This window comes from Leptolyngbya sp. CCY15150 (assembly GCF_016888135.1).
Taxonomy (GTDB): domain Bacteria; phylum Cyanobacteriota; class Cyanobacteriia; order RECH01; family RECH01; genus RECH01.
Genome location: NZ_JACSWB010000147.1, coordinates 17755 through 31484, shown reverse-complemented (window position 1 = coordinate 31484; position 13730 = coordinate 17755). Strand labels below are relative to the sequence as shown.

Genomic DNA, 13730 nt, shown 5'->3' with positions numbered 1-13730 from the left:
AGGGGTTACTCCGTCACTGGTGAAGGTGATTGAGCGCCCAACTTGCTCAGAAGCCCCCTAAGCATGTTTGCTGTGACCAACCTATCGGTAGGAGCGCCACAGCAAGCCCTATCGTTTTCCTTAGCCCGTTTTAACTCTGCATGGCAATGCTTCGAATTATCAACCAGGTTTCAGAAGCGCGAACAGAATTGCGGCGAATTTGCGATCGCACCCATGATGAGCAGATCATCCACAAAGAAGCCACTGTGCGAGAGGTGCTTCAAGCTGTTCAACGACAGGGCGATCGCGCTTTGATCCACTACACCGAAGAGTTTGACCAACGCACCCTGAAGTTGGAAGACTTACGCGTGAGCGGTTCTGAGTTGGATGCTGCCTATCAACAGGTGTCCAAGGAACTGCTAGATGCTATCCAGCTAGCCCGTCGCAACATTGAAGCGTTTCACCGCCAGCGAGTACCTAAGAGCTGGGTACAGTTTGGCGAAGATAACGTGGTGCTCGGCAAGCGCTACACGCCGGTAGACCGGGCAGGTCTCTATATTCCTGGGGGGCGGGCTTCCTACGTCAGCACGGTCTTGATGAATGCGGTACCGGCCAAAGTGGCGGGGGTGCCTCGCATCGTCATGGTGACGCCGCCGGGCCCGGAAAAAGCCGTGAATCCTGCCATTTTGGTGGCGGCGCAGGAGGCTGGGGTTCAGGAAATCTATCGCGTGGGTGGGGCTCAGGCGATCGCGGCCCTGGCCTACGGCACGGAAACCATCCCCAACGTTCACGTGATTACCGGGCCAGGCAATATCTATGTGACGCTGGCTAAGAAGCTGGTCTATGGCACCGTGGGCATTGATTCCTTAGCAGGGCCGTCAGAAGTGCTGGTGATTGCCGACCAGTCTGCCAATCCAGTGTATGTTGCCACTGATCTCCTAGCCCAGGCCGAGCACGATCCCATGGCCGCCGCCATTTTGATCACCACAGACGTCAGCCTTGGACGACAGGTGGTTGCTGAAGTTGAGCGGCAGTTAGTCAACCATCCCCGCCGACTGCTTACGGAAAAAGCGATCGCCCACTATGGCTTGGTTGTGGTTGTAGACTCCCTGGATATGGCGATAGAACTCTCCAACGAATTTGCCCCAGAGCATTTAGAACTGGAAGTCACCGATCCCTGGGGCTTGATCGAGGGTGTCCGCCATGCCGGAGCTATTTTCCTCGGCTCCTCCACCCCAGAAGCGATCGGCGACTACCTGGCCGGTCCCAACCATACCCTGCCCACCTCCGGTGCAGCGCGCTACGCCTCTGCCTTGGGGGTTGAAACCTTCATGAAGCATTCCAGCCTGATTCAATATTCCCCCACAGCACTGCGCAAAGTTGCCGACGCCATTGACCTCCTGGCCACCTGTGAAGGGCTGCCCTCCCATGCCGACTCGGTCAAACGACGCGTTGAAGACGCCGACGATCCCCAAGATCCCTAAGCGATCGCTCATGGGGTGCTGACCACCTGTTGCTGGGCTTCTAGAAATGTTCGCAACCGCCAGATATTAAGGGTTTGCGCCAGATTGAGCGGCAAGATAGAAACGCCTGCCAAACTCGACTGAACCCAGCCATCCCCCCATTGCCATTCATGAACACCGTCCACCGCTTGGCTCATGAGCAGTTGTAGGGTCTGATCGCCCAAGAGAATAACTTGATGCTGAAGGGTGATTGGGCCAATCCAGCTTGTAAAGGTGCTGCCTAGGGTGAGGGTATCCGTATCCCCTATCGACAAGGACTGGGGATACAGCCATCGACGAAGCTGTGCCCCTTGGGTCAGGCTGTCTCGAATGGCGGTACTCGATGCATTGATCTCAATACGGAGGTCGCTTCGCTGAAATGTTCCGAGCATGGTGAATCCTGTCTTGGTGGACTGAGGGAGCAACCTGCCCTAAAGCAAGGATCACCACTAGGGCGATCGCTCCCTCATTTCATCCTAGAGGGAGATCTCTCCAGCGAACACCCAGACTCACACCGTAGAATAAAAACTAGTATTGTTACGAACTATGTAGGGTTCCTATGGCAGATCAGTTAATTCGAGCAACCGCGGCCGATGGAGGGATTCGGGCCGTTGGCGTTATCACCACCCGTTTGGCAGACGAAGCCCGGCGGCGACACAACCTATCCTATGTAGCCTCAGCCGCCCTAGGACGCACCATGTCTGCCGGTCTGCTCCTAGCGTCTAGCATGAAGCGTCCAGAATCTCGGGTGAACATTCGCATCAACGGTGATGGCCCCTTGGGGGGAATTTTTGTTGATGCGGGTCTGGATGGCACCGTACGCGGCTATGTGGATTGTCCTTCCGTAGAACTGCCCCCTAACGATCGCGGCAAATTAGACGTGGGCACCGCTGTGGGCCGCAATGGCTACCTCTATGTGGTGCGAGACGTAGGCTACGGTTATCCCTACTCCAGTACCGTAAATCTCGTCTCAGGGGAAATTGGGGATGATATCACCGCCTATTTGGTGAACTCCGAGCAAACTCCCTCAGCCTTAGTCTTGGGCGTCTTTGTCAGCGCAGAAGGAGTGACGGCATCAGGGGGACTTCTGATTCAAGTGTTGCCCAAGGCAGCCCAGGACGAGGCCCTCGTGGAAAAACTAGAGGCGCGAGTGTCTGCTCTATCAGGATTTACGCCGCTGCTACGGGCATCGAAAACCTTGCCGCAGATCTTTGAAGAGCTCCTAGGCGACATGGGGCTCGTGCATTTGCCCGGCACCCAGATGCTGAACTTTCACTGCGGCTGTTCTTTTGAGCGGATGTTGGGAGCCTTGAAGCTGCTGGGTGAAGACGAACTTAAGGACATGATTGTTAAAGATGATGGCGCAGAGGCCACCTGTCATTTCTGCAACGAAGTTTACCGGGCCAATAGCCACCAGCTAGAGCAGGTGATCTCCGAGCTGAAAACAGAGTCCTCAGTGTGATGGCTGCGGTGTGATCTCGTCCCGACGCATACCCTATCTGGAGGGGCGATCGCCTCCCAGATAGCCAAGCCAGATAGCCAAGCCGGACTCCCAGATCATTCACTCAGAGGAAGTACTAGGGTCGGTAGGCGTCGCCACCGATTCTGCTGCAGATTCCTCCTCCGCTGGATCCGGGGTAGATGGGCTAGATGCTGAACCTGCCCCAGGCGTTGTCGGCGTCTCAAGGCTATCGGCGGGCGGGCTACTTTCCTGTTCAGGAGGCGCGATGGGCATGGGAATTTCCTCCACGGCTGGCAGCTTCTCAATGGCCAGCCGTGATGGACTCGTGCCCCCCGATAACCGCTTCAAGAGTTTAGGGCGGGGATCATGCAAAAGATAAATGATGCGATCGCCCGCTTGAAACTCCTCCGAAGCGGGGATCACCTGAAGCTGATTTTGCCGATCCAGCAGCAGCGGTACCAACTCACCCGACCGGGTCAGCGCTCGCAGGTGAGCTTGCTGAAAGAGCAACCCCGGTTCTCGCAACGTCGTTTCCCCTAGTTTCACCGCATCATCATCCACATAGCGGTTCCAGGTTTTGAACGGCATGAAGTCCATGAACGCAGTCTGAACCCTAGTTTTGTTCGTCGTAGGGTTAGGAGATTTATTCGCCTTGCCAGCTTTATTCGGTTGAGGATCGGCATTGCTGGTCTTGCCATCACCAGGAACCACCGCTAACACTCGCGGGGGCTGAAACTCTTCTGCTGCCCGCTGAGCCAAGACAGAGTTCACCTCACCATTATTAGTCATCGCTAAGAACGTGCCCGCCGTGGATAGTCCGGCTTCTTCCAACACATCCGTATCGAGGGCACTTCTGGCAAAGACCGTGAGGTTTTCCCGCTCAGCCTCTCGACAAGCCTCCTGATCGGTGTCAATCAGCACGACGGTTTCGCCCCGCTCCTGAAACAGCCGAGCGATCAGGCGACTGATGGGATTACAGCCCACAATAATGGCACCCGTCACCTCGGTTGAATTCACCCGCAGAAGTTTGGCCACCCAGCGGGCTGTCAGCCCCTGCAGCAACACCGTGGAAATAATGGTCAGGAACACCAGAGCTTTGATCGCATCTCCACCACTAATCCCCCGCTCGGTCAACAGGATGGCAAACAAAGAGGCAACCGACGCCGAGACAATGCCCTTGGGAGCTACCCAGGAAATAAATAGCTTTTGCCGCCAGTTGAGCGTGCTTGTCCAGGTACACGTCCACACCGTGAGCGGCCGCACCACAAACATCAGCACAGCTACCGTGAAGACCGCTCCGCGACCTAGGGCAAAAATACTGGCAATGGACAAATCTGCTGCCAGGAGGATGAAGAGCACGGATACCGCTAGGATCGTGAGCTGCCCCTTAAAGCGACGAATCAGCCGTTCTTCTGGCACCGAGGAAGCCCGCAGGACAATACCCGCCACCACCGTGGCCATCAGTCCAGCCTCACTGCGAATGGTTTGGGCGAGGCCAAACAGGCCCCACAAGCCGGCAAGGACAACTAGGCTTCGGAGTTCTTCGGATAAAAAATTTGCCCGCTTCAAAATGAAGCCCAGCAGCCATCCCCCGATCATGCCGATGACCACGCCAATGCCTAGGCGCAGAATCAACCCATTCACAACCGAGAGAAAATCTGCGTCACCATTGAGGATGACATCTAAGACCACCACCGCGAGGATAGCTCCCACGGGGTCAATCAACACGGCCTCCCCTTCCAGCAGGGTGGCAATCTGGCGATCGACCTTCACTTGCTTGAGCAAAGGTGCGACCACTGTGGGGCCCGTCACCACCACCAACGCGGCATATAAAAAGGCCAACGACCAAGGAAATTCCCCCAGCCAGTGGGCGGCCATACCTCCACCAATGAGGGTAATTAAGGTACCAATCGTGACCAAATTTTGAAGGCTGCCCGACACCTTGCCCAACTCTTTAAGCTGCAGGCTTAAGCCACCTTCAAAAAGAATGACAGCAACAGAGAGGGCCACGATGACCTCCAGCCCTGTCCCCAAGACTTGAGGATGCAGCAACCCAATACCGTCTGCACCCAGCACAATGCCAAACAGCAGCAGGAAGACAATACTAGGAACCTTGAGATAATCAGCAACCACTTGGGCGCTGATGCCGGCGATGATCGTCATCACCATCTGTATCGTGATCTCAAAGGGTGCGTCCATAGACCTTAGGCAAACGGGCTAACCGTTAAGTAATGAGGTCGATAACGCTGCGACATGCTGAGGCTGTCCTGAATACTAGACGTAACAACAGGTATGCAATCAGGGAAGGCAAGACTATTCATCATAATTCCTCCCCTCCTCATAGTTCATCTTGCTAGCTTTTGCACTGAATGAGAGCCATCTAGATAAAGCTGCACGCCAGGTCACCCATGCCGATACGGATACGGAAAACCTCGATGCGCTGAACCGGGACGCTATGGTTTATCCTCCCTTCATCGAGCATCATCCAGACTCTTGTCCAAGGTTCCTAACGCTAGGTATCCTTGATGTTCAGCCCGTCTGAATGAGGAACTAGGAGGATTCTGTAGCAGGGTCGTTCAGCTCTAAAACCTTCTATACACCGTAGCAAACCAGGAGAGAACCTGCTAAGTTCCGTTCAACAGGTCTTAGCTCCCAGCCTTATTGGGTCATGCCAATAGGCTGTGGATCAGCCTATTTTCGTGACTTAGGCTACAGTTTGTTCAGCATACCATTCTGGCTTGCGCGCTGTAATCACCGATGCTCTGAAATCGTGCTCTAGTCGAGATGTCCTAGGAGCAATCCTTGGCCCTTACAGCGATCCATGGGTTTTCTGAATTGTGAACCTCGGCCCAGGCGATCGCTCCCTAGGGCGAACTCAGCCTGGGCTGAACCTAAAGATCAGGCCAGGGCAGATGATCCTAGATCGGGGGGCACATCTTGCCAGCGACCGGAACCCACAGCGCGGATCGCCTCGGGCAGGGACAGCGCACCGGTATACAAAGCGCGTCCGACAATGACACCCGTGACCCCTAGGGACTCTAGCCCCAGCAGGCTGAGCAAATCACGAGTGTGGCTAATGCCTCCGGAGGCAATCACCGGCACAGGACTAGCGATCGCCACCTCTCGCAGGGCGTCACAGTTCGGGCCTTGCAGTGTGCCATCTCGATGAATATCCGTATAGATAATGGCACTGGCCCCCGCAGCAGACATGCGGGTTACCAGATCAATCGCGTCAATTTCTGAAGTTTCTAGCCAGCCTCGGGTAGCCACCTTGCCATTGCGGGCGTCAATCCCCACGATGATGCGCTGGGGCAGGTCTTGGCAAAGCTGGGCAACCCTATCTGGCTGCTCAACGGCGATGGTGCCCACAATCACCTGCTGAACGCCCAAATCTAGGAGCTGTTCTACACTTTGGCGATCGCGGAGTCCACCGCCCACCTGCACCGGGACATCTACTGCCTTGAGGATGGCAGCGATCGCTTTTTGATTCACCGGATGGCCGGCCTTGGCCCCATCTAGATCAACTAAATGGAGACGGGTAGCCCCTTGCTCAACCCAGGATTGGGCAACGGCGACCGGATGTTCATCAAACACTTCTGACTGGCTATAGTCGCCCTGGTAGAGGCGCACACATTGTCCATTCAGCAGGTCAATAGCTGGGATAATATCCATAAACGCGACTTAACAGCATAACGGGCAGCAACCTCACCGATCGGACTGGTTCCTAGCTAGCCTTCGTTCGGAGAGGGAGAATCTGGCGTCACCCTACTCGACACCGGCGGGGGATCAAGCGCATCTCCCAAAACAGCAGGCAGGACAACACCGACCTTCATTGTACGAGGTGATGCACCTGCGCGGGAGCCTCCTGGTAGTGATGGCGTCATCCAGCAGATCTTCTAACCTGGGTAAGCCTGAAGAAACCGTTGCGATCTTGGGTAAGACCGTCCGAAATCTTTTAAGCTCAAAGTAGATGCGCCACTGTCCAGCGGTTGGTGTGTTGGCACCCCTATCGGCAGCAAGGGTGAAACCATCCGGTCTAGGGTTGTGCTATTCATACGGATTTTTTTACAGTTATGCAAACGGCTCCCAATTCTGCTCCGGCATCTAAGACCTTACTAACCGATCAGCCCCGCACCCTTGTGTTGGATGTTGGCGGCATGAAATGTGCAGGCTGCGTGCGTGCGGTGGAACACCAGCTCCAGCAGTGCGACGGAGTTGTGAGCGCCACGGTGAACTTGGTCACCGAAACAGCATTGGTGGAATGTGATGGAGCCGTTGTGGAGCAGACCCTGGCTACGCAGCTCACCGAGGCGGGCTTTCCCAGCTATGTGCGCCAAGCTGCTGACTCTGGCCCATCGGTGGCATCTCCTGACACCACCGAGAGCGATCGCTCCTCCTGGCAATTGGCGATCGCCACGCTCTTACTGCTGCTGTCTACCCTAGGGCACCTTGATCATCTAGGGTTTCCCAGCATACCGGGACTCAGCAGCATCGGCTTTCACGGGGGATTAGCGACCTTAGCCCTGCTCGGCCCTGGACGACCGATCTTGGTGGACGGATGGCGAGGACTGCGGCGATGGATGCCCAACATGAATACCCTGGTGGGCTTGGGCACGGTCACCGCCTACAGCACCAGTGTGCTGGCCCTCCTGCTGCCCCAACTGGGCTGGGAATGCTTTTTTGATGAGCCCGTCATGCTGGTGGGCTTTATTGTCCTGGGACGAACCTTAGAACAGCGAGCAAGGCAACGGGCAGCTAAGGCCTTTCGTGCCCTATTGGCCCTGCGTCCGACGGTCGCAAGGCTAGTGGTCGATCGCTCCGACCTAGAGCGATCGCTCACCGCTGACCACCAGGAGATCCCCGCTGAGCAGGTGCAGGTTGGGCAATGGCTGCAGGTGCTGCCGGGAGACAAGCTGCCAGTGGATGGCGAGGTGATTCTAGGGCAAACCACAGTGGATGAGTCTATGCTCACCGGCGAGGCAATGCCGGTGGTCAAGCGTCCGGGGGATCGGGTTGTAGCCGGGAGTTTCAACCAATCAGGAGCGATCGCCATTCAGGCCACCCGCATTGGCAAAGACACCACCCTGGCGCAGATTATTCAGCTCGTTGAAACCGCTCAAACCCGTAAAGCGCCAATCCAGCGCCTGGCCGATACGGTGGCGGGCTACTTCACCTACGGCATCATGGCGATCGCTAGCCTGACCTTCCTCTTTTGGTATGGCTTGGGCACCCGCCTCTGGCCCATGGTCTTACAGGGTTCAGACCATATGATGCAGCATGGGCTCGCTGCCATGATCACCCCCACCGCCGCTTCCCCCCTCTTACTGAGCCTCAAACTGGCGATCGCAGTCTTGGTGATTGCCTGCCCCTGCGCCCTAGGTCTGGCCACCCCCACGGCTCTGCTCGTGGGATCGGGGATGGGGGCAGAGCGCGGCTTGTTATTGCGAGGTGGCGATGTGCTGGAAAAGGTGCATCAGCTCACCACCCTGGTGTTTGATAAAACCGGCACCTTGACCACCGGGCATCCCACCGTCACCGACTGCCTCCCCCAAACCACCGAGATCACCGCTGAGTATCTGCTGCAGATCGCTGCCACTGTAGAAGCAGGCACCCGTCATCCCCTAGCTGTGGCGATCTGCGAGGCGGCCGATGCCCAAGCGCTATCGCGATTGACCGTTCAAGACGTGCAAACCTACCCCGGCTCCGGCGTGGTGGCTCGTTTCGGCGATCAGGTCGTGCGCCTAGGCACTGCGGACTGGTTGAGCCAAGAACAAGTGGCGATCGCCCCTGCCACCCAGCAACTGGCCGATCAGCTTGCCCGTCAAGGTAAAACCATCGTGTACGTTGCCCTAGACCAGACCACCGTGGGTCTCATTGCCATCGCTGACGAACTACGGAGCGATGCGCGGGCCACCCTAGATCGGCTGCGGCAGATGGGCCTCACCGTCATGATGATCACCGGCGATCGCGCCCTTTCAGCCCAAGTCATGGCTGAGCAACTGGCCCTAGAACCCCACCAGGTTCTCGCCGGTGTCCGCCCCGATGCCAAAGCCGACGCGATCGCCCAGCTACAGGCCAAGGGACAACGAGTCGCCATGGTTGGAGATGGCATCAACGACGCACCTTCCCTGGCCCAAGCCGACGTTGGCATCTCCCTCCATTCAGGAACCGAGGTGGCGATCGAAACCGCCGATATTATCCTCATGCGCGATCGCCTCATGGACGTCGTCGAGTCCATTCGCCTTAGCCAAGCCACCTTCAACACCATTCGCCAAAACCTAGGTTGGGCGTTAGCCTATAATCTAATCGGCATCCCCTTGGCAATGGGAGTGTTGCTACCAGGGTTCGGCATTCTACTCAGTCCACCTACGGCTGGAGCCCTCATGGCCTTCAGTTCCATTACGGTGGTGTCCAATTCCCTTCTGCTGTATCGCCATTCCACGATAGACAAGCCATAAACCTAACCATGCATTAGGAAGCGAATTAGTCCAGATACAGGTGAAACCTGCTGTAATAGTCAAGTTAGATGCGGCTAAAGCAGATCTCGGGTTAGGGTATGGGAGAACATTCAGACGAGCCTTCCAAGTCAGTTCACTGTAGGCTTGTGCAACGTGGGCTTATTCAACACCAGGGTGGGAAAGAGAAGCTACGGGGCATAGCGCATCTCAGTCATCCATTTAGCGCCAGTGCTTATACAATTTAGTACAACCACAATTTAGTACCACTCTCGCAGCAGAAGCCGAGGTGAGAATGTTAGGTTGAGATGAGTCAACCCTCTGCTGAGGCCTAAAGCTCTATCCCCCAGCCAGAACCAGACTATCTTGGGTTGCCCATGGTAGGAACGTTCCAGCAGGATCATGAATAATCGGTACATCTTGATCTGTTCAACGGGACTAGGAGTACAGTTAGAAAAGAGAATTCAGAGGTTAGAATCCAGAAGCCTCTGACATGTGATGCCCCATCTCCGATCGCTGATGTACATCTGCTGACCTAGGAGGGTGCAGATCGCCCATGGGGTGTCTATTATAAGTATGCCTTTTTCAGTAAAACCTACGTTTAGTTAGTAGTCGCACTACCAGTTGTCCATGCCTTCAGAACCTCACCAAAATCACCTACTGATCATAGAAGACAATAAAGGACGGCGAGAGTTCACTTTGGATAGTCCGGTGTATTCGATTGGTCGTGATCCTAAGTGTGATATTCGGTTAGTCTCTCAATTTGTCTCGCGCCGCCACGCCACCCTCGTGCAGTTGCCGAACGATGATGGCAGTTTTTACTATCGAATTGTTGATGGCAATCTTAAGGGTAAACCCAGCGCCAATGGGCTGTTGATCAACGGCCGCAAAGTTCAGGCCCATGACCTTGAAGACGAAGATAAGGTGATCTTTGGCCCACAGGTCTACGCTCTTTATTACTCTCTCAAGCGGGATGCGGTTTCCACCGTGCCACCCGATGAATTTGACATCACCCTGATCAGCCCCAACATGGTGGATGGGGATGACGATGATGATGATGACTCGGATGAACCGGATACGGATCTAAGAATCATATGACTGATGAGAGATCTCAATCACCTGTGGGCAAGGATCAAAACGTTTTTGTTCCGATAGTCTCGTTTAAATAGCCGATGGAGCCAGCTTGATGATGGCTCCATCGGCAGGAGGAGCTGAAGCGGCGTTGAGGCGTCATGAGGCAGGTAGGTGATCCTCAACTCTAGGCTGAACTTATAGAATCACGGGTGCCGTTATGGGTAGAACAACGGCACCTTCAATCTGGTTGGCTGACAACTTTTGCGTAGGCTGGGTTGAGCAACATGAACCCCAGCACCAGCTTAGACTTCGTTGAGTGACGCTGACCCAACCTACTAGAGAATCAGGATTATCGTCACGCATCCTCTCGCAAGCTTTGATGCGTTACGGCTACACCCGCCGAACGCATCCTACTCAGCCATCGTGGCCTCATTAACATTATCGAACCCAGGTTCGACCCGTTCACCATGAAGAACGGCCCTAGCCGTCGGGACTCATCTATCCATGGCTAGGGCGGTACGATCAAGATTGCACCATGGCTGCCAACAGGTTTAGACTCAGCTTCTCAAGCGCTATGCCTAGGCTGGGGTTGAGGCATATTCCACCAATTTCCATTGACGATGATCGGCGATCGCTTGATTGACGTGGTCAAACATATCGCGGCAGTGGTTTTGAGTGTGCAGCGGCAGTTCTTCATTTTTAATGACTAGCTTGAGGCGTACCTCCGTCGCTGTCGTCACATTGCGATCGATGAGGGCTTCCACCGTTACGAGCTTGCCAAAAACCACGGATCCCGGCACTTCCCGAGCCATCAAATAGTCACCCGTGTCGTAAATAATATCGAAGTTGCATATCATCAGCACCTCCGCCAGCATCACGGAAAAGCGTTCTGCGGGGGTTTCAAGAGTAAATAAACTTGTATAACGTGCCATAAGTGACTCCGGCTAAGCGGACTAAAAACTGGATCTAGCTCTATGCAAGCATTTGCTACGGGCAAGAGCAACTAATCAATGTGATAATCGTCGCGAGGAGATGCCACCGTTCAGCGCCCATAGAATCTAACAAGAGAGACCTCAACCAGTGATCAACAGGAACCTTATAGGACCATGGGATCAGCAAGGTGGTACACCGAACATTCATCGCTAGCGTGCTACGCCAGGTTCCCCAGGATGTCGAAGGATATAGAGCAGACAGACCCTCAACTCCACCTTAACGAGTTTTGCTAAAACAGGGTTTACTCAAGGGTCGATATGAGTATGGGGGGATGGATCCTTAGTAGACCGTTCACCACAACAGAGACCTGGCCGGGATAGTTCGTCTATGGAATCCGTTGAATTCGTTGATTTGTTCAGTTGGTAGACTATTCAAGACCTGCGTGGCCTTAGAGTATTATAGACGAGCTCATTTTTCAAACGATTGGCGGAAATTGCACAGCGCGGCATGACAGGCAAGTTGATTGTGATGGAAGGAGGAGAGGGCGGCGGCAAAACGACGCAGCTTCGCTACCTCCATCGCTGGTTATGCCAATTACCGGCAGTGCAGTCTCTGCAAGCAGAGGGGCAGATCACAGATATTGTGGTGACGAGGGAGCCAGGGGGCACTCTCACGGGGCAACGCATTCGCCAACTTCTGCTGGATACATCTCCAGAAGAACCCCTGAGCGATCGCTCAGAACTATTGCTCTATGCAGCCGACCGGGCCCAGCATGTAGACCATTGGCTCAAGCCTCGATTGGCGGCGGGAGTGTGGATTTTATGCGATCGCTACAGTGCTTCCACGGTGGCCTATCAGGGCTATGGGCGCAAGTTAGACCTGACCTTGATTGATCAGCTCAATCAAATTGCTACGGGCGGTCTAGTTAGTGACTTAACCTTGTGGCTGGATGTTCCAGTCGACGTAGGGTTAGGTCGGGCCCAGGCGCGGGGAGAGAGCGATCGCATGGAGCAGGCCAGCCTAGCGTTTCATCAACGGGTACGCCAGGGCTTTAGCCAGGTGTTTGCCCAGGCGACCTACCCCGTTGAACAGATTGACGCCATGTCGGATGAAGTGACCGTTGCCCAGCACATCCAAGCCGCCATGTTGCGATGGTTAAGCCAATGGTATCCGACCCATTTTCCGGGCTGATTGGACAACCCCAAGCCGTTCAACTCCTGACCGCAGCGATCGCCCAAGAGCGGGTTGCGCCGGCCTATCTGTTTGTGGGAGCACCGGGCATTGGTCGGCGCTTGGCGGCGCGGGCGTTTGCCGAATGCTTGCTTCAGGGAGGCTTACAGAACCAAGATGGCAGCGATCGCGCCTCCCATCTACGTCAGCGCATTACCGAGGGCAACCATCCTGACCTGCTGTGGGTGGAGCCCACCTATCTCCACCAAGGGCAATTGCTGACGGCGGCAGAAGCGGAGGAGCAGGGCGTTAAACGTCGCACACCGCCTCAAATTCGCCTCGAACAAATTCGCCGCATTGCTCAGTTTCTCGGTCGCCCGCCCCTGGAAGCGCCCCGTTCGGTGATCGTCCTAGACGACGCCAATACCATGGCCGAGGCGGCCGCCAATGGCCTGCTCAAAACCCTAGAAGAGCCCGGTCGAGCTACGTTGATTTTGATTGCCCCTAGCCTAGATTCGCTATTGCCCACCCTCGTCTCCCGCTGCCAGAGCATTCCCTTTCGGCGACTGGAGCCAACGGCGATCGCTCAGGTGTTGACCCAGGTCGGCCAGACAGAACTGCTAGAGCAACCGGATATTCTCGCCCTAGCCCAGGGCAGTCCTGGGGAAGCGATCGCCAACTGGCAGCAACTGCAAACTATTCCTCCCGAGATTTTGGAGGCGATCGCCACCCTGCCCACCACCCTGCGATCCGCCTTGGAGCTAGCCCGCACCCTAGCCGCCCAGCCCCCAGAAACTCAGCTATGGCTAGTGGACTATTGGCAGCAAAAACTTTGGTACACCCACCAGCAGGCCGCCGCTCTCCCTCATCTAGAACAAGCCCGGCGCTGTTTACTCACCTTCGTTCAGCCTCGATTGGTGTGGGATGTCACCTTGCTCAATCTCCTAGAGCTTGTACAATAGCCAGAGTTCAGGCAAGGTCTGGACAGGTTCACAGGGAGCATCCCAGTTTCGCAAGTTGACCCACCCTTCGGGAAGCGCAAGCTCTACATCCCCCAACCCCTTCTCCCTCAAAAACGGGAAGGGGAGCTAGATTCAAAGTCCTTCGCCCGACTTGGGAGAGGGATGTAGGGTGAGGGCTACAAAAGTGGGATAC

At 55.5% G+C, this 13730-nt stretch carries 10 protein-coding genes; 6 read left to right on the top strand and 4 right to left on the bottom strand.

Going from position 1 to position 13730, the window contains the following annotated elements:
• Window positions 1-146 precede the first annotated feature (146 nt).
• Window positions 147-1463, top strand: a complete 1317-nt coding sequence (gene hisD / locus JUJ53_RS05745) for a histidinol dehydrogenase (RefSeq protein ID WP_204151223.1) — start codon at window positions 147-149, stop codon at window positions 1461-1463.
• Between the two features lie 8 nt (window positions 1464-1471).
• Here hisD and JUJ53_RS05740 read toward each other — a convergent pair whose 3' ends face one another.
• Window positions 1472-1873 (bottom strand): hypothetical protein, encoded by a 402-nt coding sequence (locus JUJ53_RS05740; RefSeq protein WP_204151033.1) that lies wholly within the window; start codon window positions 1871-1873, stop codon window positions 1472-1474.
• Window positions 1874-2040: 167 nt separating this feature from the next.
• Here JUJ53_RS05740 and hslO point away from each other — a divergent pair, with 167 nt between their 5' ends.
• A complete protein-coding gene (gene hslO / locus JUJ53_RS05735) occupies window positions 2041-2943 on the top strand; it encodes an Hsp33 family molecular chaperone HslO (RefSeq protein WP_204151032.1) in 903 nt (300 codons plus the stop codon).
• 99 nt (window positions 2944-3042) lie between these two features.
• Here the strand turns inward: hslO and JUJ53_RS05730 are convergent, their stop codons facing one another.
• Together JUJ53_RS05730 and hisA are read right to left on the bottom strand one after the other, a co-directional pair.
• Window positions 3043-5142 (bottom strand): cation:proton antiporter, encoded by a 2100-nt coding sequence (locus JUJ53_RS05730; RefSeq protein ID WP_204151031.1) that lies wholly within the window; start codon window positions 5140-5142, stop codon window positions 3043-3045.
• A gap of 699 nt (window positions 5143-5841) precedes the next feature.
• Complete coding sequence (gene hisA, locus JUJ53_RS05725) at window positions 5842-6615, bottom strand: 1-(5-phosphoribosyl)-5-[(5-phosphoribosylamino)methylideneamino]imidazole-4-carboxamide isomerase (protein ID WP_204151030.1); 774 nt, start codon at window positions 6613-6615, stop codon at window positions 5842-5844.
• A 401-nt stretch (window positions 6616-7016) separates the two neighbouring features.
• Here hisA and JUJ53_RS05720 point away from each other — a divergent pair, with 401 nt between their 5' ends.
• Together JUJ53_RS05720 and JUJ53_RS05715 are read left to right on the top strand one after the other, a co-directional pair.
• Window positions 7017-9401, top strand: a complete 2385-nt coding sequence (locus JUJ53_RS05720; protein WP_204151029.1) for a heavy metal translocating P-type ATPase — start codon at window positions 7017-7019, stop codon at window positions 9399-9401.
• Window positions 9402-10028: 627 nt separating this feature from the next.
• The gene (locus JUJ53_RS05715) at window positions 10029-10496 is read left to right on the top strand and encodes an FHA domain-containing protein (RefSeq protein WP_204151028.1); all 468 of its coding nucleotides are present in this window, start codon (window positions 10029-10031) and stop codon (window positions 10494-10496) included.
• Between the two features lie 554 nt (window positions 10497-11050).
• On the opposite strand, the gene JUJ53_RS05710 is transcribed toward JUJ53_RS05715, so the two are convergent.
• Window positions 11051-11404 carry a hypothetical protein gene (locus JUJ53_RS05710; protein ID WP_204151027.1) on the bottom strand — a complete coding sequence of 118 codons (354 nt, stop codon included), beginning with the start codon at window positions 11402-11404 and terminating at the stop codon, window positions 11051-11053.
• Between the two features lie 484 nt (window positions 11405-11888).
• Between JUJ53_RS05710 and tmk the strand changes: the two genes are divergently transcribed.
• The gene (gene tmk, locus JUJ53_RS05705; RefSeq protein ID WP_239124811.1) at window positions 11889-12596 is read left to right on the top strand and encodes a dTMP kinase; all 708 of its coding nucleotides are present in this window, start codon (window positions 11889-11891) and stop codon (window positions 12594-12596) included.
• Complete coding sequence (locus JUJ53_RS05700; RefSeq protein ID WP_204151026.1) at window positions 12569-13537, top strand: DNA polymerase III subunit delta'; 969 nt, start codon at window positions 12569-12571, stop codon at window positions 13535-13537. Before tmk ends, JUJ53_RS05700 begins: the two co-directional genes overlap by 28 nt.
• The last annotated feature ends 193 nt before the right edge of the window (window positions 13538-13730 follow it).

Coding starts and splice junctions, on each gene's coding strand:
- hisD (WP_204151223.1), top strand. CDS start 147: ATGCTTCGAATTATCAACCAGGTTTCAGAAGCGCGAACAGAATTGCGG.
- JUJ53_RS05740 (WP_204151033.1), bottom strand. CDS start 1,873: ATGCTCGGAACATTTCAGCGAAGCGACCTCCGTATTGAGATCAATGCA.
- hslO (WP_204151032.1), top strand. CDS start 2,041: ATGGCAGATCAGTTAATTCGAGCAACCGCGGCCGATGGAGGGATTCGG.
- JUJ53_RS05730 (WP_204151031.1), bottom strand. CDS start 5,142: ATGGACGCACCCTTTGAGATCACGATACAGATGGTGATGACGATCATC.
- hisA (WP_204151030.1), bottom strand. CDS start 6,615: ATGGATATTATCCCAGCTATTGACCTGCTGAATGGACAATGTGTGCGC.
- JUJ53_RS05720 (WP_204151029.1), top strand. CDS start 7,017: ATGCAAACGGCTCCCAATTCTGCTCCGGCATCTAAGACCTTACTAACC.
- JUJ53_RS05715 (WP_204151028.1), top strand. CDS start 10,029: ATGCCTTCAGAACCTCACCAAAATCACCTACTGATCATAGAAGACAAT.
- JUJ53_RS05710 (WP_204151027.1), bottom strand. CDS start 11,404: ATGGCACGTTATACAAGTTTATTTACTCTTGAAACCCCCGCAGAACGC.
- JUJ53_RS05700 (WP_204151026.1), top strand. CDS start 12,569: ATGGTATCCGACCCATTTTCCGGGCTGATTGGACAACCCCAAGCCGTT.